The sequence below is a fragment of the Pseudomonas sp. NY8896 genome (genome assembly GCF_039634505.1).
In genome coordinates, this window is sequence record NZ_CP132350.1 from 2714555 (window position 1) to 2739339 (window position 24785).

A 24785-nucleotide genomic window follows, 5' to 3' on the forward strand; every position below is an offset into this window, starting at 1 on the left:
AATGCGATGGGTTTTGGGGCCGCTGCGCAGCAGCCCCAATGGCTTAGCGCTGAACGGGCGTCGGCCGCTGCTGTTCGGCCCTGCGCCCCAGCACCTCATACACCGACGGATACGCCGGCCGTTCCACATACCGCCCTGCGCCGGCTTCGGCGCGCAGGTCACCGTCGGCCCAGAGCACCTTGCCCTGGCTGATGGTGTGGCTGGGGATGCCGCGCACGGTGCGGCCTTCGAAGATGTTGAAGTCCACCCGCTGGTGGTGGGTTTGGGCGGAGATGGTGCGGGTGCCCTCTGGGTCCCACAGCACCAGGTCGGCATCGGCACCCACGCGGATGGCGCCCTTGCGCGGGAACAGGTTGAAGATTTTCGCCGTGTTGGTGGAGGTGAGTGCGACGAACTCGTGCATCGACAGGCGCCCGCTGTTGACCCCTGCATCCCACAGCACCGCCATGCGGTCTTCGATACCGGCGGTGCCGTTGGGGATGCGGCTGAAGTCGTCGCGCCCCATGGCTTTCTGCTCGGCGCAGAAACAGCAGTGGTCGGTGGCGGTGGTGTGCAGGTTGCCCGATTGCAGGCCGCGCCACAGCGCCTCCTGATGTTCGCGTGGGCGGAACGGCGGGCTCATCACATAACCGGCGGCGGTGGCCCAGTCCGGGTCACGGTAAACGCTGTCGTCCAGTAGCAGGTGGCCAGGCAAGACTTCGCCGTAAACCGGCTGGCCCTTGGCGCGCGCATAGGTGATTTCATCCAGCGCTTCACGGCTGGAAATATGCACCACATACAGCGGTGTACCAATCGTTTCGGCAATGCGGATGGCGCGGCTGGCCGCTTCACCTTCCACTTGCGAAGGGCGCGAAAGGGGATGTGCCTCTGGCCCGGTCAGGCCCTGGGCCAGCAGCTTTTTCTGCAGGTGGTACACCAGCTCGCCGTTCTCGGCATGCACGGTGGGCACCGCGCCCAGTTGCAGGCAGCGCTCGAAGCTGGCCACCAGGGTGTCGTCGGCGGCCATGATCGCATTCTTGTAGGCCATGAAATGCTTGAAGCTGTTCACCCCATGCTGGGTCACCAGCTCGCCCATCTCTTCGGCCACCTGCTCGCTCCACCAGGTGATGGCGACGTGGAAGCCGTAGTCGCTGGCGCTTTTCTGCGCCCAGCCGCGCCAGGTGTGGAAGGCCTCAAGCAAGGATTGCTGCGGGTTGGGGATGACGAAGTCGATGATCGATGTGGTGCCGCCGGCCAGGCCCGCAGCGGTGCCGCTGAAGAAGTCCTCGCTGGCCACGGTGCCCATGAACGGCAACTGCATATGGGTGTGCGGGTCGATGCCGCCGGGCATCAGGTACTGGCCGCTGCCATCGAGAATCTCGCAGTCGGTGGGCGGTTCGAGGTTTTGCCCGATGGCGCGAATCAGGCCATCGGCACACAGGACATCGGCGGGGTAACTCTCTTCGTGGGTAACCACGGTGGCGCCACGGATCAACAGGGACATGCCGTTTTCCTCGCAGGCTGACCGGTCTTGGCCGGTTCTTGGAATTGTCTTGGGTGCAGGCAGGCAGGGCGGTTAATCCTGTCAGTCCTGACAAGATTCGAGGCTAGATGCTGATCTGGAAATCAGCAAGAAAATTTTCCCATTAAATTTGTGGTCTTTAACTGTTTGATATTTAACATTTATTTTTTAATGACCTGCTGACTGCGGGGCTTTCAGAGGTTTTTGACTTACTTGACAAGATGGAATTCTGGTCAAGATTTCTAAGCACCAATGCGCGTGTGTACTCCGGCCATCGAATTAGCCCGATGAGCAAACAACTACAAGAAAATCTGGAGAAGGCCCCATGCAACAGAGCAGATCGGAAGTGGTCGAGCAAAATGGCCTGTTCGAGCTGTCCGAGGGTAGCGATGTCCTCGACAGCCCGCGCTACAACCACGACATCGCACCGACCAAGGTGCATCAGCGCACCTGGAACAAATGGCACATCACCGCCCTGTGGGTAGGCATGTCCATCTGCGTACCCACCTACACCTTGGGTGGCGTGCTCACCGCCTACTTTGGCCTCAGTGTCGGCGAAGCGTTGCTGGCAATCCTGCTGGCCAACGTGATCGTGCTGATACCGCTTACCCTCAACGCCTTCCCCGGTACCAAGTACGGCATACCGTTCCCGGTGTTGCTGCGCTCGTCGTTCGGCATCCTGGGCTCCAACGTACCGTGCCTGATTCGCGCGGTAGTCGCCTGTGGTTGGTTCGGTATCCAGACCCTGTTCGGCGGGCTGGCCATTCACCTGTTCCTCGGCTCGGTGTTCGACGGCTGGAAGGCCCTGGAGGGCACCGGTGAGGTGATTGGCTTCATGATTTTCTGGTGCCTGAACCTGTGGGTGGTACTGCGCGGCGCCGAGTCGATCAAGTGGCTGGAAACCCTCTCGGCACCGCTGCTGGTGGCGGTGGGCGTCGGCCTGCTGTTCTGGGCCTTGCCGCACATGTCGATGACCGAACTGCTGGCGCAGCCGCCCAAGCGCCCCGAAGGGGCGAGCGTGGTCAGCTACTTCTGCGCCGGGCTTACCGCCATGGTCGGCTTCTGGGCCACGTTGTCGCTGAACATTCCCGATTTCAGCCGCTACGCCCGCAGCCAGAAGGACCAGATTCTTGGGCAGATCTTCGGCTTGCCGCTGACCATGTTCCTGTTCGCTTCGCTAGGTGTGGTGCTGACCGCCGCCTCGGCGTCGCTGGTGGGCGAAACGGTGTCCGACCCGGTCAGCCTGATCGGCAAGATCCACAGCCCGTTCTGGGTGGCCCTGGCCATGGCGCTGATCGTGATCGCCACGCTGTCGACGAACACGGCGGCGAACATCGTGTCGCCGACCAACGACTTCCAGAACATCGCCCCTCGGCTGATCGGGCGCAGCCGCGCGGTATGGCTGACTGGCTTCATCGGCCTGGCCTTGATGGGCCATGAGCTGCTGAAGAAGCTGGGGTTGATCGTCTCCGACCTGAGCCTTGAGAGCGTTTATTCCAACTGGCTGCTGGGCTATTCCAGCCTGCTGGGGCCGATTGCCGGGATCATGGTGGTGGACTACTTCCTGATCCGCCGGCAGCAGCTGGACCTGGCTGGGCTGTACCGCGACGACGTGTACCCGGCGTGGAACTGGGCCGGGTTTGCCGCCTTCGCCTTGCCGGCTCGCTGCTGGGTGGGGCGCTGTACTACGTCTTCGCCGGCCTGGCGGCACGCAACCCAGTGGGAGCGGGCTTGCCCGCGAAGAGGCCCGCACCAACAACAAAAAAAGCCTGAAGGAGATACCCGTGACCCCCGTCAAAGAGATCCTGAAGACCACCGCCCAGCACGTCGACAGCAACCGGCTGTGGCAATCGCTGATGGACCTGGCGCGCCTCGGTGCCACCGCCAAGGGCGGCGTCTGCCGCCTGGCCTTGACCGACCTCGACCGCCAGGCTCGAGACCTGTTCGTGCAGTGGAGCGAGGCCGCTGGTTGCACGGTCAGTATCGACGCGGTCGGCAACATCTTCGCCCGCCGCCCTGGGCGTAACCCCAAGCTGCCACCGGTGATGACCGGCAGCCATATCGACACCCAACCCACCGGCGGCAAGTTCGATGGCTGCTTCGGGGTGATGGCCGGGCTGGAGGTGATCCGCACCCTCAACGACCTGGGCGTGGAAACCGAAGCACCGCTGGAAGTGGTGGTGTGGACCAACGAGGAGGGTTCACGTTTTGCTCCCTGCATGATGGGTTCAGGCGTGTTCGCCGGCAAGTTCACCCTTGCGGACACCCTGGCCAAGCGCGATGCCCAGGGTGTCAGCGTTGGCGAAGCGTTGAACGCCATCGGCTACGCTGGCCCGCGTGCGGTACTGGGCCATCCGGTGGGGGCCTATTTCGAAGCGCATATCGAGCAGGGGCCGATTCTGGAGGACCAGGCCAAGACCATCGGCGTGGTCCTTGGCGCCCTGGGCCAGAAGTGGTTCGACCTGACCCTGCGCGGCGTCGAAGCCCACGCCGGCCCAACGCCCATGCACCTGCGCAAGGACGCCCTGGTAGGCGCTGCCGCCGTGGTGGAGGCGGTCAACCGCACCGCCCTTGGCCACCAACCGCATGCCTGTGGCACGGTAGGTTGTCTGCAGGCGTACCCAGGGTCGCGTAACGTGATCCCGGGCGAAGTGCGCATGACGCTGGACTTTCGTCACCTCGAAGGCGAGCAGCTGAATGCGATGATTGCCGAGGTACGCGCGGTAATCGAAGCGACCTGCGCCAAGCATGGCCTGAGCCATGAGCTGGTGCCCACGGCCGACTTCCCGGCGCTGTACTTTGACAAAGGCTGCGTCGATGCCGTGCGCGAATCGGCCAAGGCCTTGGGCCTGCCGCTCATGGACATCGTCAGCGGTGCGGGGCATGACGCGATCTTCCTGGCCGAGCTGGGGCCGGCGGGGATGATCTTCGTGCCGTGCGAAAACGGCATCAGCCATAACGAGATCGAGAACGCCACGCCTGGTGACCTGGCAGCGGGATGTGCGGTGTTGCTGCGGGCGATGCTGGCGGCGTCGGAGGCGATTGCCAGCGGGCGGTTGGCGGCATAGCACCTCGGGCGAACGTCTCTACTGGGCGCGCGCTGTTGATACAGGCTGTCTGAGGTCTGCCAGCAGCGCCTCAATCTGTCGCCTACCTTGCACATGCACCACCGGCACCTGCGGCCCGACAGCCTGGCGCATCGCCTCGATCCCAGGCCGATAGCCCCGATCGAATGTCCACACAAACTTGAGAAACTCCAGAAACGCCCGGTCCAGCCGCTCGCTGCAACCAGCAGGCAGGTCCGGGCGTGGCTTGTTCAGCACACTGCGCAGGATCACCCTTTTCAGGCACGTCAGCTGTGGCGTATCCAGCCAGATGACCAGGTCGGCCCGGGGCAAGCGCAGGTCGAATGTGCGGCGAGCATAGTTGCCCTCACATACCCAGGCTTCCCCGGCAACCGCTTCGCGCACGCGGGCGCGGAACGTCTTGGCATCTGCCTCCACCCAACCGGCCTCCCAGAACAGCGTGTCGAGGTGCACCACGGGCGCCCCCAACCGTGCGCCAATCTGCCGGGCCAGGGTGGATTTACCACTGCCGGCGTTGCCCAGTATCACGATGCGTTGCATGGCCAAGTCCTTTTGGAAAAAACCGGCCATGCTAAATCATCCGACCGGCTCAAGACAGCCATCACGGCCAAGGTGATAGCGCTGCAGGTCCTGCGCCAGGGTCAGCTGCCCGCTGTAATGGGCGAGGGCCTCGTCGCGCACGTTGTCGATGTTGGGGCTACGCCTTGGGTCGCTTTGGTAACGGGCGCTGAAATGCGTCAGTACCAGGTTGCGCACACCAGCGCCCTCGGCAAAGCGCGCCACTGCAGCGGCGGTGCTGTGGCCGAACGTGACCCCGGTGCGTTCGACCACCGCCTGGGTGAACGTGGCCTCATGCACCAGTACGTCCGCACCCTTGGCGACGTCGGCCAGCAGCTCGGGGTTGTCGTTGTCCCCGCACACGATCACCCGCCGTGGCGGGCGTGACGGGCGCAGGTAGTCGTGACCGTCCAGCAACTGCCCGTCGTGCTGCACCGTCAGGCCTTTGGCCAGTTCGCCCCACAGCGGGCCACGGGGGATACCTTCGGCTTGCAGCCGCTGGGTGTCCAGGCGGGGTTCGGGGTTGAGTTCAGTGAACACGAAGCCCACGCTGGGCACCCGGTGCGACAGTTGCACGGTGGTCACCTGCAGGGCCTCGTTGCGCCATTCGGCCAGTTCCTCCACGGCCAACAAGCGCAGTTCGAATGGCAGGAACGTGTCGCTGGCCACCAGGCCCTGGCGTACCCAGTCGTGCAGCGCGACGGGCAAAATCAGCTCCAGCGGCTGGGTGCGCCCGCTCATGCCAGCGCTGGCCAGCAGGCCGGGCAGGCCGAAGCAATGGTCGCCATGCACGTGGGTGATGAAGATTGCACGCAGGTCGCGGATCGACAGTGGCGTATGCAACAGCCGGTGCTGGGTGCCTTCGCCGCAATCGACCAGGTACCAGTGGCTGCCGTTGGTTTCGATCACGGCCGTGGCGCTGACATTGCGTGCCTTGGTCGGCACCCCGGCGGAGGTGCCGAGGAACAGCAGGTCCATGGTTCAGGTTCCCTTTTTCAGCTCAACAGCGACAGGTCGCGCAGCAGGGCCTGCAGCCCTTGTGGCACCAGCGGGCCAATGCGTGCGAAGTCGGCGCTGTCGCACCAGCGCGCACGGAACGGGCTGCTGTCGGACTCCTGGCCGTCAAGCCAGTCTTGCTGGTACAGGCTGGCATCATCGAAGCGCGCGTCATACACCTGCACGATCTCATGCCCTGGCTTGTCGGCATAGGTGAACAGGCTTTCCAGGGTGCCGAGCAGTTTTACCGCGCTGATCGGCTGGCCCAGTTCCTCGGTGATTTCCCGGGCGATGGCGTCGCGGCCCAGCTCACCGAACTCGATACCGCCACCCAGCGGGCGGCACAGGGTCTGCCCACTGGACGGGTCGTCGAACACGTTGACGAGGATCTTGCCCTGATGGTGGAACACACACAGGGCAAGAAAGCGGATGCGCGGTGTTGGCAGCGGTTGGGGCGTCACGGGCTCGTTCCTTCGAGGCGATAAATGGCGCACACCATAGCCCGATTGCCGCCTGCCGTCGACGGCCTGCTAGTCGCCCTGGCGCCAGATGAGCTTGCTGGTGTCATAGCCTTGCTCGCGAGCGATCGTCAACAGTTGCTCGCGCTGTTGGTCGGTGACCGCCGGCGTGCGCGAAAGCAGCCACAGGTACTCACGGTTGGGGTGGCCGACCAGCGCCACGCGGTAGTCCTTGTCGTGGTACAGCACCCAGTACTCGCCCTTGGTCAGGCCCGGTGCCAGGCGGCTGAACCAGTTGTCGAAGCGTACCCACAGCTTGTCGGTGCTGCCCGGTTGCTGGGCCTCGGCGATGCCCTTGGCTTCATTCCATTGGCCGTCCTTTTCCTTGCAGCGGTTGGTCACGTCGATGCGGCCATCGGTACGCAGGCCATAGTGCGCCTCGGACTGCACGCAGTTGCGCTGGAAAAACATGGGCAGCCGTGCCAGTTCGTACCAGGTGCCCTGATAGCGTTGCAGGTCCACCTGCTGGGTGCGCGGCGGTGCCGGGTGATCGTTGCCAGCGCAGCCGAGCAGGGCCAGGGTCATGCAGGAAAGCAGCAGCGTGGTACGTAGCGCCATGGTGAACCTCCTTGAGGCGGATGGGGGCTTACCTGTGTTTCGATGCGGGCGCGGGGCAAAAGTTGTACGCGTTTACCTTTATTCGAATGAGCCGGTCTGCACTTGACCTGCGCGCACGTAGCGGGCGATGACCACGCCCTTGGGTGAGACCACCCAGTGCTGCAGGGTGAAAGCCGCCGCTGCCGCATCATTGCCGAACAGGCGTTTACCGTGGCCTAGCAGCAAGGGGTGGATCAACAATTGCAGTTCATCGACCAGGTCGGCCGCCAGCAGTTGCTGCACAAGGTCGGCGCTGCCCTGGGTCAGCAGGTTGGCGCCGTCTTGCTGTTTAAGTGCGCTTACCGCTGTGGCTACGTCCCCGCCAAGCGGGTGGCTGTTGTGCCACTCGAGGGTAGCAGGGGTGTGGGTGGCTACGTGCTTGGGTACGCTGTTGAACAGGTTGGCGATGGAGAAGTCTTGCGAGTCGTCTTTTATTTTTGGCCAGTAGCCAGCAAAGATGTCATACGTGCGCCGGCCGAGCAGCAACTCGAAGGGCTGGCTGAACAATGCCTGCATGGCCTGGCCGAAGACTTCTTCGGCGTAGGGCACGATCCAGCCACCGTAACTGAAACCGCCGCTGGTGTCCTCTTGCGGGCCACCGGGGGCTTGCATGACGCCGTCGAGGCTGATGAAGGCGGCTACGATGAGTTTGCGCATGGGGACTCTCCGGTTGGCAGCCTGGGGGTGGCGGCCTTCATGGGTAGTCGAATGGCAAAAGGCAAAATCGACAGGGTTGACCTGTGCCGGCCCCTTTCACGGGCTCACCCGCGAAAGGGCCGTTACAAACTCACAGCCAGTAGGTCACTGCCCACCATCCCAGCCCACCCATCACTACGGTATAGGGCAACGCCATCCACACCATCCGGCCATACGACAGTCGGATCAACGGCGCAATCGCCGAGGTCAGCAGAAACAGAAACGCCGCCTGCCCGTTAGGCGTCGCCACGCTGGGCAGGTTGGTGCCGGTGTTGATCGCCACCGCCAGCGTTTCGAAATGCTCGCGGCTCATGCCGCCATTGAGAAATGCCTGTTTCACTTCGGTGATATAGATAGTGGCGACGAACACGTTGTCGCTTATCGCCGACAGCAAACCGTTGGCCAGGTACAGCATGCCCGGTTGCTGCTCGGTCGGCAGAGTCAGCACCCAGCTGATCAAGGGGCTGAACAGTTGCTGCTGGTGAATTACTGCGACCACGGCGAAAAACACCACCAGCAGCGAAGTGAACGGCATGGCGTCCTGGAAGGCACGGCCCAGGCGGTGTTCGTCGGTGATACCGGTAAAGGCCGTGATCAGCACGATCACCATCAGGCCAATCAGGCCGACCTCGGCCACATGCAGCCCCAGGCAGATGATCAGGATCAGCGCAGCGAGCCCTTGCACCCACAGTGCGATGCGTTGCGCCTGAGTGCGCGCGGCGTCGTCTTCGGCCGCATAGGCGGCCAGCACCTGGCGTACCGGCTCGGGCATCAACGTGCCATAGCCGAACAGGCGCAGCTTTTCCAGCAGCACGCAGGTCAGCAGGCCGGCACCCAGCACCGGCAGCGACACGGGGGCCACCTTGAAGAAGAAATCGGCGAAGTGCCAACCCATTTCGTGGCCGATCAGCAGGTTCTGCGGCTCGCCCACCAACGTGCAAACCCCGCCCAGGGCGGTGCCCACCGCGCCATGCATCAGCAGGCTGCGCAGGAAGGCGCGGAACTGGTCGAGGTCTTCGCGGTGCAGCTGGGCGACCTGCTGGTCGCTGTCCAGTGCACTGTCTTCACGCGGATTGGCCCCGGACGCGACGCGGTGGTACACCGCATAGAAGCCGACGGCGGCGCTGATGATTACCGCCGTCACGGTCAGCGCATCGAGAAACGCCGAAAGAAACGCCGACAGCACGCAGAATAGCAGCGACAGGATTGCCTTCGAGCGCACCCCAAGCAGGATGCGCGAGAACAGGAACAGCAGCAGCTCCTTCATGAAGTGAATGCCGGCCACCATGAACATGAGCAGCAGAATCACCGGGAAGTTGTGTTGCAGTTCCTCGTACAACGCCTGTGGTGTGGTCATTTGCAGCAGCAGGGCTTCGACCAGCAACAGGCCGCCGGGCATCAACGGGTAGCACTTCAGCGCCATGCCCAAGGTGAAGATGAACTCGAGCACCAGTGCCCAGCCGGCCGCAACCGGGCCTACGGTTACCAGCAGCAGCGGGTTGAGCACCAGGAACAGGCAGATAATCGCCTTGTACCAAAGCGGCGACTGGCCCAGAAAGCCATGGGCGAGGGCGCCGGTCAGGGAGCGTGACATGAATATGTATCCTTATAATTCGGCGATGGCGCACGGTGCCGTATCAGCACGACTTAGGCAAGTCGTGCAGTCCCGCTTTTGGCACAAGTGCGGTCATCGGGCTGGGTTAACATCCGGGCCATGAACCTTTCACCCGCAGGAGTGCCGCCCGTGACCGAGTACAGTGCATTCAAGGTCGAACTGACCGACAACATCGCCCACGTTCAGATCAACCGCCCGGAAAAGGTCAACGCGATGAACGCGGCCTTCTGGGATGAGATCGTCGAAATCTTCCAGTGGATCGACGACACCGATGCCGTGCGCGCCGTGGTAGTCAGCGGTGCCGGCAAGCACTTCTCTGCCGGTATCGACCTGATGATGCTGGCGTCCCTGGCCGGGCAGATGGGCAAGGACGTGGGCCGCAATGCGCGTTTCCTGCGCAAGACCATCCAGCGCCTGCAGGCCTCGTTCACTGCCGTGGACAAGTGCCGCAAGCCAGTACTGGCCGCCGTGCAGGGCTATTGCATCGGCGGCGCTATCGACCTTGTCTCGGCCTGCGACATGCGTTACTGCAGCGTTGATGCGCAGTTTTCGATCAAGGAAATCGACATGGGCATGGCGGCCGATGTCGGTACACTGCAACGTTTGCCACGTATCATCGGCGACGGCATGATGCGTGAGCTGGCCTTCACCGGGCGCAATGTGGCGGCCGACGAGGCGCTGCGCATAGGCCTGGTCAACCGGGTTTATGATGATCAGGCCGCACTGATGGACGGTGTCTTTGCCATCGCCCGCGAAATTGCCGCAAAATCGCCAATCGCCGTGGCCGGCACCAAGGAAATGCTCAGCTACATGCGTGACCATCGCATCGACGATGGCCTGGACTACATCGCCACCTGGAACGCCGCGATGCTGCAATCCGAAGACTTGCGCGTGGCCGTGGCGGCGCACATGAGCAAACAAAAACCGACGTTCGCCGACTGATCGGGCCGGGGGACGCGCAGTAAAGGAACCCCCCGACATGTCAGCACGCTGGACTACCGCAGTACTCGACCCGCAAATCACCGGTGGGCTGGCCGTGGCCCGCAGCCCGGACGGGTTTCTGGTGGACGCCAACGGCGCGCTGTTCCCCCGCGACTGGCTCAAGCGCCAGGACCTCGATGTGCTGTGCGAGCACGGCATCGGCCATTTTGACGGCCAGCCGGTGTTCCTGCTGGAACTGCGCAGCGCCACCGATGTACCCGGCTGCAGCTGGCGCGGCCTTCGCGCCTTCATGCTCGAAGGCGACTTCGACACCTACAAGGTGCTGGGCTACGCCGCGCAAATCGGCACCTGGGCCCGCGAGCACCGCTTCTGCGGCAGCTGCGGCCAGGCCATGACGCAAATTCGCTGGGAGCGGGCAATGTATTGCCAGCCCTGCGACCTGCGCAGCTACCCGCGCATCTCGCCGAGCATGATCGTGTTGGTGACCCGTGGCGATGAAATCCTGCTGGCGCGTTCGCCACGCTTCGTCACCGGGGTGTACAGCACCTTGGCAGGTTTTGCAGAGCCGGGTGAATCGGCCGAGGACTGCCTGGTGCGTGAAGTGCGAGAAGAAGTGGCGGTTGAGGTGCAGAATATTCAGTACGTCGGCAGCCAATGCTGGCCGTTCCCGCATTCGATGATGCTCGGCTTCCATGCTGAGTACGCTGGTGGCGATATCGTCATGCAACCGGACGAGATCGAGGACGCCCAGTGGTTCAGCGTCCACGACTTGCCGCCGCTGCCGGCCGGGCGCTCCATTGCCCGGTATCTGATCGACCTCTACGTGGCGCGCCGCTTAGGCCTGCCCGAACCAGTGCTGCCACGCTAGGCGAACGGTCAACGCCAATACCACGGTGATGAACACAGGGCGGATGAATTTGCTGCCGCCACTGATCGCCGTGCGTGCGCCGAAGAAGGCGCCGACCATCACCGACAGGCCCATGCACAGGCCGACGATATAGTCCACCTGCCCGGAAATGATGAACACCGTCAGCGCCGCGATGTTGCTGACGAAGTTCATGCTGCGCGCCACGCCGCTGGCGCGGACCAGGTCGATGGGGTACAGCAGCAGGGTGCTGACCGTCCAGAACGCCCCGGTACCCGGGCCGGCCACGCCGTCGTAGAAGCCCAGGGTGAAGCCTTGCGGCACTTGCCACTTCTTCTTGATGGGGGCATCGGCATCCAGCGGCGCCTTGGGCGTGCCACCGAACAGCAGGTAGATGCCACAGGCGAAGACGATGACCGGCAGCATCTTGTTCAGCCATTCGGCGGGCATGTAGTGGGCGATGACCGCGCCGAGCAGTGCCCCGATCAAGGTGGCGAACAAGGCAGGGCGCCACTGCGCCGGGTGGAAGAGTTTGCGCTTGTAGTAGGTGAAACCGGCGGTAGCCGAGCCGAAGGTGGAGCTGAGCTTGTTGGTGCCCAGTACCAGGTGCGGCGGCATGCCGGCGGTGAGCAGGGCCGGGGTGGTGAGCAGGCCGCCGCCACCGGCGATAGCATCGATGAAACCAGCGACGAAGGCGACCAGAGCCAGTATCAGCAGAGTTAGGGGTTCTACGGTGAGTTCGAAGGGCATGGGTTTTGACAGGCAGAGAGGCAAGGGGCGGCAATGAGCCGCACTAGAAGGGGGACATGGTAATCCTCGGGTGAATGTGTTGCCAGTGCCGGCCTCTTCGCGGGTAAGCCCGCGAAGAGGCCGGTGTAGACGCAACTACATCAACTACGGATATATGCCAGTAAATCCGCGTTGATCACATCGGCATGGGTAGTCGGCATGCCATGCGGGTAGCCCTTGTAGATTTTCAGCGTGCCATTGGGCAGTAACTTGGCCGACAGCACCCCGGCGTTTTCATACGGCACGATCTGGTCATCGTCGCCATGCATCACCAGCACAGGCTGCTCGATACCCTTCAGGTCCTCCGTGAAGTCGGTCTGGGAAAATGCCACGATGCCGTCGTAATGGGCCTTGGCGCTACCGATCATGCCCTGGCGCCACCAGTTGCCGATGATACCTTCGCTGGCTTCGACACCGGGGCGGTTGTAGCCGTAGAACGGCCCGGCTGGAACATCCCGGTAGAATTGCGCCCGGTTGCTGGCCACCTGGGCCTGGAAACCGTCGAACACCGCCTTGGGCAGGCCGCCTGGGTTGCCGGGCGTTTGCACCATCAGTGGCGGTACGGCAGCGATCAGCACGGCTTTGGCCACCTTGTCTTCCGGGTGTCGGGCTATGTAACGCACCACCTCGCCACCCCCGGTCGAGTGGCCGACATGCACAGCGCCCTGAGTGCCCAGGTGGGCGACCACGGCGGCCACATCGTCGGCGTAGTGGTCCATGTCGTGCCCGTCCCATACCTGGCTGGAGCGGCCATGGCCACGCCGGTCGTGGGCGACCACGCGGTAACCTTGGGCGAGGAAGAACAGCATTTGCGCGTCCCAGTCATCGGCACTGAGCGGCCAGCCATGGTGGAAGTGGATGACCGGGGCATCGCGCGGGCCCCAGTCCTTGTAGAAAATCTGTACGCCATCCTTCGTGGTCACATAGCTCACGGTCGGGTCTCCTGTGTGCAGGCACCTAAGGGAGCTATTGAGAATAGGAGAGATTTCAGCGTAGCAAGCGCCCGGCCGTCTTCAGACGCGATCGCGCATTCTGTACCACGCCTTGGCGGCAGCTTCCAGTGGTGCTGCCAGCAGATCGCCGCCGGGGAACCGGCCGTTGTCGATGCCTTGGTACAGCGTCAGCAGGTCGTCGTCACCGAGGATGGCGTCGCTCACGGCCCGTGCTGCAGCCAGGGTCGGCAGCACGCCGTGGCCGGAGAAGCCCTGCAGCCAGTAGCGCTGGCCTTCGCGGCCGACGTCCGGGGTGCGCTGGATGCTGCAGTCGATATGGCCGCCCCAGGCATAGTCGATGGCTACCCCGGCCAGTTGCGGGAACACCCGCTCCAGGTAGGGGCGGGTGGCGCTGGCGACGTCCTTGGGAATGCCCCCCAGATAAGTGCAGCCACCGCCGAACAGCAGCCGGTGGTCTGGGGTGAGGCGGAAGTAGTCGGGCACGAACTGGTTGTCGATCACGCAGCTGTTGCGCGGCAGCAGCGAACGGGCCAAGTCGGCGTCCAGCGGCGCGGTAGCTACCTGGTAGGAGCCAACGGGCAACAGGCGCCTCGACAGACCACGATCGAGGCGGTCGATGTAGGCGTTGCAGGCCAGCACCAACACCTGGGCGCGTACTTCGCCGTGGTCGGTACGGGCGACAAAGCCGTCGCCAGCCTGCTGGTAACTGAGCACCTGGCTTTGCTCGTAGATGCGCCCGCCAGCAGCCTCGAGGGTGCTGGCCAGGCCTTGCGCCAGTTTCAGCGGGTTGAGGTGTGCACCTTTGGCGTCGTACAGCGCGGCCTGGTAGCGCGGGCTGTCGACCCATTGCGGCAGCTCGTCACGGCCGATCAGGCGCAGGGCGTCGTAGCCCCACTTGTGTTCGGCCTCGTGCAGGGCTTCTTCAAGTATTTTCACTCGGCGCGGCATGACAGCAGTCCACAGGCTGCCCAGCCGGTAGTCGATATCGAAGCCGTGGCGCTGGGGCAGTTCGCGCATTTCGTCGGCGGCCCAGCACATGCTGGCCCACAACCGTTGGGTACGTTCGATGCCCAGGGCTTTTTCCAGCGGCGGCATGTCGCACGACCAACCCAACAGCGCCTGGCCCCCGTTGCGCCCGGAGGCAGCCCAGGCAACCCGGCTGGCTTCCAGCAATGTGACGCGCTTGCCGGCCTGAGTCAGGCGCAGGGCAGTGTGCAGGCCGCTGAAGCCGGCGCCGATGATGAGTACGTCGGTGTCGTGGGTGCCTTGCAGGGTAGGGCGTAATGGGATGTTGGCGGGGTAGGTCTGGGCGTAGTAGCTGGCGACGTGCTGAGCGGACTGTTTGAACATGTCGGGCTTCCATGAAATTTATTGTGGTTATTTTCATGAAAACTTAGCATGTAAATTTCATGGTGCCAATGTGACGGTCAGGTTGAAGCCTTTTTCCGAGGCTGCCGCGGCTTGCTGGCGGTAGCCTTGCTTCCAGCCGCTTTGCTTTTTCCGCCACCGCGACGCTTCTTTTTCCAGGGAGGCGCCGCCCCGGCCGCCGGCCCGCTGATTGTCATGCGCATGCCACTGCACCGCTCGACCAGCTTGCCCATCCACGTTGATTGCCTGGCGACGAACTCTTCCAGGGTCATCTCGCCGCTTTGCACCATGTCCAGCGCCTGCTCCCAGATTGCCGTGGTGCCTGGGTCGGCAATGGCGCGCGGCACGGCGTCGATCAGGCTGAAGGCTGCTGGCGTGGCCGCCAATGCCTTGCCGTTCTTCACCAGGTAACCACGGTCGAGCAGGCCCTGGATAATACTGGCGCGGGTGGCCTCGGTGCCGATGCCGGTGGTTTCCTTGAGCTTCTGTTTCAGTCGTGGATCGTCCACCAGCTTGGCCACGTTCTTCATCGCCTTGATCAGGTCGCCTTCGGTGAACGGCTTGGGCGGCTGGGTCCACAGGTCTTTCAGCTGCAGGCCATGCACTGTGCAGTCCTGGCCTTCGCACAGCGCTGGCAGCACCTGGGCCGGTGGGGCTTCGCGACCCTTGGCTGGCGTCAGCGCTTCGGGCAGGGCACGGCGCCAACCCGGTTCGACAATTTGCTTGCCCACCGCGCGCAGGGCATGGCCAGCGCAGTCGAAGTCGGCCTGGGTACGATCGTACTCATGGTTGGGCAGGAACTGCGCCAGGTAACGGGCGCGGATCAGGGTATACACCGCCTTGTGCTTGGCCGGCAGGCGCGACGGGTCACTGGCGGCGGCAGTGGGGATTATGCCGTGGTGGGCGCTGACCTTGGCGTCGTTCCAGGCCCGTGAGCGGCGTTGCGGTTCGAGGTAGGGTTGCAGCGGCGTGAGGCTGGCATCGGCTCGCTGCAGTGCAGCGAGGATCGCGGGTGCCTCGGCATGCTGGCTTTGCGGCAAGTAGCCGCAATCGCTGCGCGGGTAGGTGATCAGTTTGTGGGTTTCGTACAGGGCCTGGGCAATGTCGAGGGTTTCCTGGGCGCCCAGGCCGAATTTTTTCGAGCACAGCTCCTGCAGGGTGCCGAGGTCGAAGGGCAGCGGCGCGGCTTCGCGCACGCGCTCGGTGGCTACCTTGACGGCCCGGGCAGTGGCGGCATTGCCGATGTCGGTGGCGGCCTGTTGTGCCAGGTCCTGCTTCAGGCAGCGACCCTGGTCGTCGCAGGCGTCTTCGGGGGCGCGCCATTGGGCATTGAAGCGCTGAGCGGCGTGTTCCAGTTGCACCTCGATGGCCCAGAACGGCACCGGCACGAAATCGGCGATGCTGCGGTCGCGGTCGACCACCAGGCGCAAGGTAGGTGTTTGTACCCGGCCCACCGGCAGCACGCCCTGGTAGCCGGATTGGCGGCCCAGCAGGGTGAACAGCCGGCTCATGTTCATGCCGATCAGCCAGTCGGCGCGCGAGCGACCTAGCGCCGAATGGTACAGGTTGAACGTTTCATGGCCCGGCAGCAGGCGCGCCAAGGCCTTGCGGATGGAGGCGTCATCCAGCGCCGACAGCCACAGGCGCTGCACCGGGCCACGGTAGCGGCAATGCTCGACCAGCTCGCGGGCGATCATTTCGCCTTCGCGGTCGGCGTCGGTGGCGATCACCAGCTCCCGTGCTTCGCCGAGCAGGCGCTTGACCGCCTTGAACTGGCTGGCAGTCTTGGGCTTGACCAGCATCTTCCACTTGTCGGGAATGATCGGCAGGTCGGCCAGGTTCCAGCGCTTGTAGCGTTCGTCATAGCTGTCGGGCGGGGCGGTTTCCAGCAGGTGGCCGATGCACCAGGTGACGCAGACGTCGGTGCCTTGCCAGCAGCCGTCGCCTTTGCGGTTGGCGCCGAGCACTTTGGCGATGTCTTTTGCCTGGGAGGGTTTTTCGCAGAGGAACAGGCGCATGGCCGGGGACGCTTTATCGGGGCTGATAGGCCCTAGGATGCGCAAGCAGGGGCGCGGAGGCAAGTTTTATCTGGATGGATGTACAGGTTTTTTGTCAGCAAGGATATACATGACGTGTACCGGCCTCTTCGCAGGCTTGCCCGCGAAGAGGCCGGTACACGTCATGAATCAGACGCGCGAGTCGCGCACCATGTCCACATGCGGAATGCCGGCTTCGAGAAACTCTTCGCTGACTACGCGAAAGCCCAACCGCTCGTAGAACGGTGTGGCGTGTACCTGGGCGCTGAGCATCTGCTGCTTCAGGTCGCGGTTCTGCGCTTCGTCGATAACCGCATTCATCAGCGCGTCACCCACCTTCAGCCCGCGCCAGTCCTTCAGCACCGATACCCGGCCAATGGTGCCGTCAGGCAGCAGGCGGGCAGTACCGATCGGGTAGTCGCCTTCCTGGGCCAGGAAGTGCGCTGCGGTCGGGTCATCCGAGTCCCACTCCAGCTCTGGTGGCACGTGCTGCTCGGCAATGAACACCGCTTCCCGGATACGGCGAATGTCGGCGTTGTCTTTCTGCCAGTCGGCGAGGCGAACGCTGATCTTATTCATTGGCGAATCCCAGACTTCCCTGTTTGACCAACTGCTGTACCAGCATAAGGCCATCTTCGTCTTGCAGCCAGTCTGCCAGGTTGTCGATGTGCAGGGCGTCGGCCGCGCATACCAGCTTCAGCAGCTCGCGCAATTTGCCCGGCAGTGGGCAGCTGCGGCCGCTGGCGAACAGCAACAGGTCGTCTTCGAATTCCGACCAGGCCAGGCGTGCGCTCGGGTTGCGGATCAGGATGGCGCCTTGTTCAAGGGCGTCGATCAGCTCTTCCTCGCTCAGCTCTTCGCCGACGATCTGCTCCGGGTAGCGCGGCTCGGTCATGAATTGGCCGAACCAGGTCAGCAACAGGTCCTTGTCGCCCATGTGCTTGTCGAGCAGCGCCTTGAGGCGGTCGAGCGCGTCGTGCTGGATCTGGTGCGGGTCGCTGGCTGGCTGGGCGTCAGCGTCGCTGTAGCGCTCTTCGTCGGGCAGGAACTGGCCCAGGAAGTCGGTGAAGTGGGTCAGCACTTCGGCGGCGCTAGGTGCGCGGAAGCCTACCGAGTAGGTCAGGCAGTCGTCCACGGCCACGCCGTAGTGGGCCAGGCGCGGTGGCAGGTAGAGCATGTCGCCGGGTTCCAGGGTCCACTCTTCGCTCTGCTCGAACTCGGCCAGGATACGCAGGTCGGCGTGCTCCAGCAGCGGGCTGTCGCTGCTGCACATCTGGCCGATCTTCCAGTTGCGCTGGCCGTGGCCCTGCAGCAGGAACACGTCGTAGTTGTCGAAGTGCGGGCCGACGCTGCCACCGGGGGCGGCGAAGCTGATCATCACGTCATCAATGCGCCAGCTGGGCAGGAAGCGGAAGTTTTCCAGTAGCTCGGCCACTTCCGGGACGAACTGGTCCACGGCCTGTACCAGCAGGGTCCAGTCCTTTTCCGGCAGCTCGGCGAAGGTGTCTTCGTTGAACGGGCCGCGACGCAGTTCCCATGGGTGGGCGCCGTGCTCCAGCACGATGCGCGACTCGACTTCGTCTTCAAGGGCCAGGCCGGCCAGTTCGTCGGGGTCGATGGGGCTGATGAAGTCCGGGAAGGCCTGGCGCACCAGCAGCGGCTTCTTCTGCCAGTAGTCGCGCATGAATTCGCGGGCCGAGATGCCGCCGAGCAGCTGCAGTGGAGTATCAGGATTCATGTTCAACCTATTGAAAAAACGTAATTTTCGTCCGGGAATAAAAACGCCCGGCCAGGCCGGGCGTTGTACGCGACGGTCAGCTTAGATGCGTTTGGCCTGGGCTGCCGCATTACCGATGTAGGTAGCGGGGGTCAGCAGCTTGAGCTCGGCCTTGGCGTCGGCTGGCATGTCCAGGCCGTCGATGAAGGTCAGCAGCGCTTCAGGGGTGATGCCCTTGCCACGGGTCAGCTCTTTGAGCTTCTCGTAGGGGTTTTCGATGTTGAAGCGGCGCATCACGGTCTGGATCGGCTCGGCCAACACTTCCCAGCAGGCGTCCAGGTCGGCGGCGATGCGGGCTTCGTTGACTTCCAGCTTGCCGATGCCCTTCAGGCTGGCTTCATAGGCGATGACGCTGTGGGCAAAGCCCACGCCCAGGTTGCGCAGCACGGTGGAGTCGGTCAGGTCACGCTGCCAGCGCGAGATCGGCAGCTTGCTGGCCAGGTGCTGGAACAGCGCGTTGGCGATACCCAGGTTGCCTTCGGAGTTTTCGAAGTCGATCGGGTTGACCTTGTGCGGCATGGTCGACGAGCCGATTTCGCCGGCAACGGTCTTCTGCTTGAAGTAGCCCAGCGAGATGTAGCCCCACACGTCACGGTCGAAGTCGATCAGGATGGTGTTGAAGCGGGCAATGGCGTCGAACAACTCGGCGATGTAGTCGTGCGGCTCGATCTGGGTGGTGTACGGGTTGAACTGCAGGCCCAGCTCGTCTTCGATGAAGGCGCGGGCGTTTTCTTCCCAGTCGATTTGCGAGTAGGCGGACAGGTGGGCGTTGTAGTTGCCCACGGCGCCGTTGATCTTGCCCAGCAGCGGCACGGCGGCAACCTGGGCGATCTGGCGCTCCAGGCGGTACACGACGTTGGCCAGCTCTTTGCCCAGGGTGGTCGGCGAAGCCGGCTGGCCGTGGGTGCGCGACAGCATCGGCACATCGGCGTGGGCGTGGGCCAGGGCGCGGATGGCGTCGGCGATCTGGCGCATCAGCGGCAGCAGCACGTCGTCACGGCCGGCGCGCAGCATCAGGGCGTGGGACAGGTTGTTGATGTCCTCGCTGGTGCAGGCGAAGTGGATGAATTCGCTGACTTTGGCCAGCTCAGGCAGCTTGGCGGCCTGCTCCTTGAGGAGGTATTCGATCGCCTTGACGTCGTGGTTGGTGGTGCGCTCGATTTCCTTCACGCGCTCGGCGTGTTCCAGCTTGAAATCGCTGGCCAGGTTGTCCAGCAGGGCGGTGGCTTCGGCGGAGAACGCCGGCACTTCGCCGATCTGCGGGTGGGCGGCCAGGCGCTGCAGCCAGCGCACTTCGACCAGGGCGCGGAAACGGATCAGGCCGAATTCGCTGAAGATGGGGCGCAAGGCCTGGGTTTTGCCGGCATAACGGCCGTCTACAGGGGAAACCGCAGTGAGCGAAGAAAGCTGCATGGGGTGTTCTCGGACAGTCAGGCTTTTGGAAGGGCGCATATCATACATGAAAAATGCCTGTAGGAGCGGCCTTGCGTCGCGAAAGGGTCGCGCAGCGGCCCCGGCAACCTATGCTGGGGCGGCGATTCTGGGGCTGCTGCGCAGCCCTTTCGCGACGCAAGGCCGCTCCTACAAGCCCGGCGTTTTTCTTCAGGACGGTGTGCGCATCATATCGTACAGTTCGTTCAGCAACTTGCGACGGCTGAACACCAACTGCCAGCGGTGTCCACCCAGCTGGCGCCACAGGCGCGCGGCACGGATGCCGGCCAGCAGCAGGGCGCGAATCTTCGACGCGTTGCTGGCCTGCTGCAGGAAACGCATGTCGCCGTGCACCTGGATGCGCTGGCGCAAGGTGCTAAGCGTGTCCTGGTACAAGGCTCCGCTGGAAGCGATGACGTTTTCGTGAACCAGGCCGAAATGCTCGGCCTGCGACTGGATTTGCGGCAGGCGATTGCCGATGGTGTCAAGCAGGTCGCCACGTTTGTTCAGTTGGCGCTCCAGGCCCAGCATCGACAGGGCGTAGCGCAGTGGCTCGCGCTGCAGGCTGCTGGGGTCACGCTCCAGGGCGCCGACCAGCGCGCGGTAGCCGTCGCGCAGGTTCAGGTCGTCGCCGCCGAACACCTCCAGGGTGTCCTTGGGGTCACGTACCAGCAGGCTGCCCAGCATGCAGCCGATATTGGCCTCGCTGGCCTGGCCGGTGCGGGCAATGCGGTCGACCAGCACAGCGGCCTGAAATACGCCGCCCAGGGCAATCAATTGCTCCTGCAGGTTGCTCATGCGCGCGGGCTCCACGGCTCGGCGGCTTCGATTACACCACCGCCCAGGCACACTTCACCGTCGTAGAACACCACCGACTGGCCTGGGGTGACGGCGCGCTGTGGCTCGTCGAACACGGCGCGGTAGCCGGTTTCGGTCAGTTCGAGGGTGCACTGCTGGTCGCTTTGGCGGTAACGCACCTTGGCGGTGAGCTGGCGCGGGCTGCTGAGGTCGATCGGGTTCACCCAGAAAATTTCCGAAGCCAGCAGGGCGCGGGAGAACAGCCATGGGTGTTCGTTGCCTTGGCCAACCACCAGCACATTGCGGGTCAGGTCCTTGTGCAACACGTACCACGGCTCGTCACCGGCATCCTTCAGGCCGCCAATGCCCAGGCCCTGCCGCTGGCCGATGGTGTGGTACATCAGGCCGTGGTGGCGGCCGATCACTTCACCTTCGGTGGTTTCGATGTCACCCGGCTGAGCTGGCAGGTACTGCTTGAGGAAATCGCTGAAACGACGCTCGCCAATGAAGCAGATGCCGGTGGAGTCCTTTTTCTTGGCGGTGGCCAGGCCGTGTTTTTCGGCGATGGCGCGCACTTCGGGTTTTTCCAGCTCGCCGACCGGGAATAGGGTGCGGGCAATTTCCTTGCCGCCAACGGCGTGCAGGAAGTAGCTCTGGTCCTTGTTCGGGTCCAGGCCCTTGAGCAGTTCGGTGAGGTCGCCAGTGTCGCGGCGGCGCACGTAGTGGCCGGTGGCGATCAGGTCGGCACCCAGCGACAGGGCGTAGTCGAGAAACGCCTTGAACTTGATTTCGCGGTTGCAGAGGATGTCCGGATTGGGCGTGCGGCCGGCCTTGTATTCTTCAAGGAAGTGCTCGAACACGTTGTCCCAGTATTCGGCGGCGAAGTTGGCGGTGTGCAGCTTGATACCGATGCGGTCGCACACGGCCTGGGCGTCGGCCAGGTCTTCACGGGCGGTGCAGTATTCGGTGCCGTCGTCTTCTTCCCAGTTCTTCATGAACAGCCCTTCCACCTGGTAGCCCTGCTCGATGAGCAGAAGGGCGGAGACGGAAGAGTCCACGCCGCCGGACATGCCGACGATGACGCGGGTCTTGGCGGGGTCTTTGAGTGCTGGGCTGGTCATGGGTACCGGTGTAGATCAAGGGGGAAAAACGCCGATTCTATCAAACCCGTGGCGCCGCGTCAGTCGCGCAGCAGCTCAAGGCTATGCAGCGGGCCGTTCAAATAGTCGTCGAGGCAGCGCGGCACCAGCTCGCTGCGCCAGCGGGCGGGGTCGGCCAGCAGCTCGTCGCGGGTCAGCCATACGGCGCGGACGATGTCACTGTCCAGGGCGAGGTCTTCGTGGTGGCGCACAGGGCGGGCGGCGAAGCAGATGCGCTGGTAGGTCACGCCGTTGCTGGGGGCGGTGTACAGGTAGATGCCGACAACGCCGGTGAGCTCGACTTCCCAGGCAGTTTCTTCCAGGGTTTCGCGCAGGGCGGCCTGGGGCAGGGTCTCAAAGGGTTCGAGGTGGCCGGCGGGTTGGTTGAAGACGTGCTGGTTGGCTTTGAACTCCTCGACGAAAAGGAACTTGCCTTCGTGTTCGACGATGGTAGCGACGGTGATGTGGGGTTGCCAGGACATGAGTATTTCCTAGGGTTGGCGCGGGTCCTGTAGGAGCGGCCTTGTGTCGCGATGGGCCGCAAAGCGGCCCCGACGATATCCGCTGCGAAGCCGAAAACCTGGGGCCGCTTCGCAGCCCTTTCGCGACACAAGGCCGCTCCTACAGGGAGCCATGTACGCACTTTAAGAAAGCAAAAACCCCGGTGCGTGGCCGGGGTTTTTGCTGTTACTTCAAGCGAACCTTACAGGGCGGCAATGGCGCTGTTCAGGGTCTGGCTTGGGCGCATCACCTTGGCGGTCAGCTCGGCATCCGGGGCGTAGTAACCACCGATGTCGGCTGGCTTGCCCTGAACGGCATTGAGCTCGGCGACGATGGTCGCTTCGTTCTCGGCCAGGGTTTTTGCCAGCGGTGCGAAGCGTGCCTGCAGGGCAGCGTCGTCAGCCTGAGCGGCCAGGGCTTCAGCCCAGTACAGAGTCAGGTAGAAGTGGCTGCCGCGGTTGTCGATACCACCGACCTTGCGCGACGGCGACTTGTTGGTGTCGAGGAACTTGCCGGTAGCCTGGTCCAGGGTGTTGGCCAGAACCTTGGCGCGCGGGTTGTCGTAGGTGTTGCCCAGGTGCTCCAGGGAAGCGGCCAGGGCCAGGAATTCACCCAGCGAGTCCCAACGCAGGAAGTTCTCTTCAACCAGCTGCTGTACGTGCTTGGGCGCCGAACCGCCGGCGCCGGTTTCGAACAGGCCACCGCCGTTCATCAGCGGCACGATCGACAGCATCTTGGCGCTGGTGCCCAGTTCCATGATCGGGAACAGGTCGGTCAGGTAGTCGCGCAGCACGTTGCCGGTCACCGAGATGGTGTCCTTGCCTTCGCGGATGCGGGCCAGGGAGAACTTGATGGCGTCGACCGGAGCCAGTACGCGGATGTCCAGGCCAGTGGTGTCGTGATCTTTCAGGTACTTCTGTACCTTCTCGATCATCACACCGTCGTGGGCGCGAGCCGGGTCCAGCCAGAACACCGCCGGGGTGTCGCTCAGGCGGGCGCGGTTGACGGCCAGCTTGACCCAATCCTGGATCGGAGCGTCTTTGGTCTGGCACATGCGGAAGATGTCACCGGCTTCGACGTTCTGTTCCAGCACGACGTTGCCCTTGCCATCGACCACGCGCACGACGCCGTCGGCCTTGATCTGGAAGGTCTTGTCGTGGGAGCCGTACTCTTCGGCCTTTTGCGCCATCAGGCCAACGTTCGGCACGCTGCCCATGGTGGTCGGGTCGAAGGCGCCGTGTTTCTTGCAGTCTTCGATGGTGGCCTGGTAGATGCCGGCGTAGCAGCGGTCCGGGATCACGGCCTTGGCGTCTTGCAGTTCGCCAGCGGTGTTCCACATCTTGCCCGAGTCACGGATCATGGCTGGCATCGAGGCGTCGACGATAACGTCGCTCGGCACGTGCAGGTTGGTGATGCCTTTGTCGGAGTTGACCATGGCCAGGGCTGGGCGGTCGGCGTACAGGGCCTGGATGTCGGCTTCGATCTCGGCCTGCTTGTCAGCTGGCAGGTCCTTGATGCGGGCGTACAGGTCACCGATACCGTTGTTGGCGTTGAAGCCCACTTCGGCCAGTGCTGCGGCGTGCTTGGCCAGCACGTCGTTGTAGAACTCTTCGACGATGACGCCGAACATGATTGGGTCGGAGACCTTCATCATGGTGGCTTTCAGGTGAACCGACAGCAGCACGCCAGAAGCCTTGGCATCGGCGATCTGCTCGGCGATGAAGGCTTTCAGGGCCTTGCGGCTCATGGTGGCGCAGTCGATGATTTCGGCGGCTTTGACGGCGGTCTTTTCTTTCAGCACGGTGGTGCTGCCATCGTTGCCGACCAGCTCGATGCGCAGGCTGTCGTCACCTTCGATCAGTGCGGCCTTCTCGCTGCCGTAGAAATCGCCTTGGGTCATGTGGGCAACGTGCGACTTGGAGTCGGCGGCCCAAGCGCCCATCTTGTGCGGGTGCTTGCGGGCGTAGTTCTTGACCGACAGCGGCGCGCGGCGGTCGGAGTTGCCTTCGCGCAGCACCGGGTTCACGGCGGAACCCTTGATGCGGTCGTAGCGGGCGCGGGACTCTTTCTCGTCCGCGGTGGCCGGCTCGTCGGCGTAGTCAGGGATGTTGAAGCCCTTGCCTTGCAGTTCCTTGATCGCGGCTTTGAGCTGCGGTACCGAGGCGCTGATGTTCGGCAGCTTGATGATGTTGGCTTCAGGGGTGGTAGCCAGCTGGCCCAGTTCCGCCAGGTGATCGCCTACTCGCTTCTCTGCGCCCAGTTGCTCCGGGAAGGCGGCAAGGATACGGCCAGCCAGGGAGATGTCGCGAGTTTCGACGGCGATGTCAGCGCAAGCTGTGAAAGCTTCGACGATCGGCAGCAGCGAGTAGGTGGCGAGGGCGGGGGCTTCGTCGGTGAAGGTATAGATGATCTTGGAACGGGTGGGCATGCGGGTTAACTCTCTGTGTGCTGAGCGTGCTCGAGTCTCGTGGTGCGCAGGGTAGGCGCATCGCCCTGGCAGCGCCATGAGCGGAAAGTCGAGAGGCTGCGAGCGGTGATGGTGGATGCATCAGTCGAGCGTCAAGTGCTGGGCTGCGGTAACAACCCAGGCTTAGTGGCCATTCATGGCCTAGGGCGGTC

General features: G+C 63.6%; 21 protein-coding genes and 1 pseudogene. 4 read left to right on the forward strand and 18 right to left on the reverse strand.

Going from position 1 to position 24785, the window contains the following annotated elements:
• Positions 1-43 precede the first annotated feature (43 nt).
• A complete protein-coding gene (gene hydA, locus Q9451_RS12145; protein WP_012273240.1) occupies positions 44-1483 on the reverse strand; it encodes a dihydropyrimidinase in 1440 nt (479 codons plus the stop codon).
• 343 nt (positions 1484-1826) lie between these two features.
• Between hydA and Q9451_RS12150 the strand changes: the two are divergent.
• Positions 1827-3274 (forward strand): annotated as a pseudogene (locus tag Q9451_RS12150) (NCS1 family nucleobase:cation symporter-1).
• A gap of 11 nt (positions 3275-3285) precedes the next feature.
• Entirely contained in the window at positions 3286-4569 is a 1284-nt protein-coding gene (locus Q9451_RS12155) for a Zn-dependent hydrolase (protein ID WP_012273238.1), read from the forward strand.
• An 18-nt stretch (positions 4570-4587) separates the two neighbouring features.
• On the opposite strand, the gene Q9451_RS12160 is transcribed toward Q9451_RS12155, so the two are convergent.
• The 6 genes from Q9451_RS12160 to nhaB form a co-directional block, all read right to left on the reverse strand.
• Entirely contained in the window at positions 4588-5127 is a 540-nt protein-coding gene (locus Q9451_RS12160) for an ATPase AAA (protein WP_041166756.1), read from the reverse strand.
• 36 nt (positions 5128-5163) lie between these two features.
• Positions 5164-6123: a ribonuclease Z gene (locus Q9451_RS12165; RefSeq protein WP_012273236.1), complete on the reverse strand. Its 960-nt coding sequence runs from the start codon at positions 6121-6123 to the stop codon at positions 5164-5166.
• Between the two features lie 17 nt (positions 6124-6140).
• A complete protein-coding gene (locus Q9451_RS12170) occupies positions 6141-6587 on the reverse strand; it encodes an NUDIX hydrolase (protein WP_171577258.1) in 447 nt (148 codons plus the stop codon).
• 84 nt (positions 6588-6671) lie between these two features.
• Positions 6672-7217 carry a lipocalin family protein gene (locus Q9451_RS12175; protein ID WP_012273234.1) on the reverse strand — a complete coding sequence of 182 codons (546 nt, stop codon included), beginning with the start codon at positions 7215-7217 and terminating at the stop codon, positions 6672-6674.
• A 78-nt stretch (positions 7218-7295) separates the two neighbouring features.
• Entirely contained in the window at positions 7296-7913 is a 618-nt protein-coding gene (locus Q9451_RS12180) for a dihydrofolate reductase family protein (RefSeq protein ID WP_012273233.1), read from the reverse strand.
• Positions 7914-8043: 130 nt separating this feature from the next.
• Complete coding sequence (gene nhaB, locus Q9451_RS12185) at positions 8044-9546, reverse strand: sodium/proton antiporter NhaB (RefSeq protein ID WP_012273232.1); 1503 nt, start codon at positions 9544-9546, stop codon at positions 8044-8046.
• Positions 9547-9696: 150 nt separating this feature from the next.
• Between nhaB and Q9451_RS12190 the strand changes: the two genes are divergently transcribed.
• Positions 9697-10509, forward strand: coding sequence for a crotonase/enoyl-CoA hydratase family protein (locus Q9451_RS12190; RefSeq protein WP_012273231.1), 813 nt, complete (start codon positions 9697-9699; stop codon positions 10507-10509).
• Between the two features lie 37 nt (positions 10510-10546).
• Complete coding sequence (gene nudC, locus Q9451_RS12195; protein ID WP_012273230.1) at positions 10547-11377, forward strand: NAD(+) diphosphatase; 831 nt, start codon at positions 10547-10549, stop codon at positions 11375-11377.
• Here the strand turns inward: nudC and Q9451_RS12200 are convergent.
• From Q9451_RS12200 to Q9451_RS12250, 11 genes are all read right to left on the reverse strand, one after another.
• Positions 11345-12124, reverse strand: a complete 780-nt coding sequence (locus tag Q9451_RS12200) for a TSUP family transporter (RefSeq protein WP_012273229.1) — start codon at positions 12122-12124, stop codon at positions 11345-11347. The genes nudC and Q9451_RS12200 overlap by 33 nt on opposite strands.
• A gap of 140 nt (positions 12125-12264) precedes the next feature.
• Positions 12265-13095 carry an alpha/beta hydrolase gene (locus Q9451_RS12205; RefSeq protein ID WP_012273228.1) on the reverse strand — a complete coding sequence of 277 codons (831 nt, stop codon included), beginning with the start codon at positions 13093-13095 and terminating at the stop codon, positions 12265-12267.
• Positions 13096-13176: 81 nt separating this feature from the next.
• Positions 13177-14466, reverse strand: coding sequence for an FAD-binding oxidoreductase (locus Q9451_RS12210; protein ID WP_071984557.1), 1290 nt, complete (start codon positions 14464-14466; stop codon positions 13177-13179).
• Positions 14467-14543: 77 nt separating this feature from the next.
• Entirely contained in the window at positions 14544-16502 is a 1959-nt protein-coding gene (locus Q9451_RS12215) for a DNA topoisomerase III (protein WP_012273226.1), read from the reverse strand.
• Positions 16503-16670: 168 nt separating this feature from the next.
• Positions 16671-17099: a GNAT family N-acetyltransferase gene (locus tag Q9451_RS12220; protein WP_012273225.1), complete on the reverse strand. Its 429-nt coding sequence runs from the start codon at positions 17097-17099 to the stop codon at positions 16671-16673.
• Entirely contained in the window at positions 17092-18258 is a 1167-nt protein-coding gene (locus Q9451_RS12225) for a cupin domain-containing protein (protein WP_012273224.1), read from the reverse strand. The genes Q9451_RS12220 and Q9451_RS12225 overlap by 8 nt, the downstream gene beginning before the upstream one ends.
• 81 nt (positions 18259-18339) lie before the next feature.
• Positions 18340-19710, reverse strand: a complete 1371-nt coding sequence (purB, locus tag Q9451_RS12230) for an adenylosuccinate lyase (protein WP_041166755.1) — start codon at positions 19708-19710, stop codon at positions 18340-18342.
• 189 nt (positions 19711-19899) lie between these two features.
• Positions 19900-20526 carry a high frequency lysogenization protein HflD gene (gene hflD / locus Q9451_RS12235; RefSeq protein WP_012273222.1) on the reverse strand — a complete coding sequence of 209 codons (627 nt, stop codon included), beginning with the start codon at positions 20524-20526 and terminating at the stop codon, positions 19900-19902.
• Positions 20523-21647 carry a tRNA 2-thiouridine(34) synthase MnmA gene (mnmA, locus tag Q9451_RS12240; protein WP_012273221.1) on the reverse strand — a complete coding sequence of 375 codons (1125 nt, stop codon included), beginning with the start codon at positions 21645-21647 and terminating at the stop codon, positions 20523-20525. Before mnmA ends, hflD begins: the two co-directional genes overlap by 4 nt.
• Before the next feature lie 59 nt (positions 21648-21706).
• Complete coding sequence (locus Q9451_RS12245; protein ID WP_012273220.1) at positions 21707-22147, reverse strand: NUDIX hydrolase; 441 nt, start codon at positions 22145-22147, stop codon at positions 21707-21709.
• A 221-nt stretch (positions 22148-22368) separates the two neighbouring features.
• Complete coding sequence (locus Q9451_RS12250; protein WP_012273219.1) at positions 22369-24594, reverse strand: NADP-dependent isocitrate dehydrogenase; 2226 nt, start codon at positions 24592-24594, stop codon at positions 22369-22371.
• Positions 24595-24785: the final 191 nt, after the last annotated feature.

Coding starts and splice junctions, on each gene's coding strand:
- hydA (WP_012273240.1), bottom strand. CDS start 1,483: ATGTCCCTGTTGATCCGTGGCGCCACCGTGGTTACCCACGAAGAGAGT.
- Q9451_RS12160 (WP_041166756.1), bottom strand. CDS start 5,127: ATGCAACGCATCGTGATACTGGGCAACGCCGGCAGTGGTAAATCCACC.
- Q9451_RS12165 (WP_012273236.1), bottom strand. CDS start 6,123: ATGGACCTGCTGTTCCTCGGCACCTCCGCCGGGGTGCCGACCAAGGCA.
- Q9451_RS12175 (WP_012273234.1), bottom strand. CDS start 7,217: ATGGCGCTACGTACCACGCTGCTGCTTTCCTGCATGACCCTGGCCCTG.
- Q9451_RS12180 (WP_012273233.1), bottom strand. CDS start 7,913: ATGCGCAAACTCATCGTAGCCGCCTTCATCAGCCTCGACGGCGTCATG.
- nhaB (WP_012273232.1), bottom strand. CDS start 9,546: ATGTCACGCTCCCTGACCGGCGCCCTCGCCCATGGCTTTCTGGGCCAG.
- nudC (WP_012273230.1), top strand. CDS start 10,547: ATGTCAGCACGCTGGACTACCGCAGTACTCGACCCGCAAATCACCGGT.
- Q9451_RS12200 (WP_012273229.1), bottom strand. CDS start 12,124: ATGCCCTTCGAACTCACCGTAGAACCCCTAACTCTGCTGATACTGGCT.
- Q9451_RS12210 (WP_071984557.1), bottom strand. CDS start 14,466: ATGTTCAAACAGTCCGCTCAGCACGTCGCCAGCTACTACGCCCAGACC.
- Q9451_RS12215 (WP_012273226.1), bottom strand. CDS start 16,502: ATGCGCCTGTTCCTCTGCGAAAAACCCTCCCAGGCAAAAGACATCGCC.
- Q9451_RS12220 (WP_012273225.1), bottom strand. CDS start 17,099: ATGAATAAGATCAGCGTTCGCCTCGCCGACTGGCAGAAAGACAACGCC.
- Q9451_RS12225 (WP_012273224.1), bottom strand. CDS start 18,258: ATGAATCCTGATACTCCACTGCAGCTGCTCGGCGGCATCTCGGCCCGC.
- purB (WP_041166755.1), bottom strand. CDS start 19,710: ATGCAGCTTTCTTCGCTCACTGCGGTTTCCCCTGTAGACGGCCGTTAT.
- hflD (WP_012273222.1), bottom strand. CDS start 20,526: ATGAGCAACCTGCAGGAGCAATTGATTGCCCTGGGCGGCGTATTTCAG.
- mnmA (WP_012273221.1), bottom strand. CDS start 21,647: ATGACCAGCCCAGCACTCAAAGACCCCGCCAAGACCCGCGTCATCGTC.
- Q9451_RS12245 (WP_012273220.1), bottom strand. CDS start 22,147: ATGTCCTGGCAACCCCACATCACCGTCGCTACCATCGTCGAACACGAA.
- Q9451_RS12250 (WP_012273219.1), bottom strand. CDS start 24,594: ATGCCCACCCGTTCCAAGATCATCTATACCTTCACCGACGAAGCCCCC.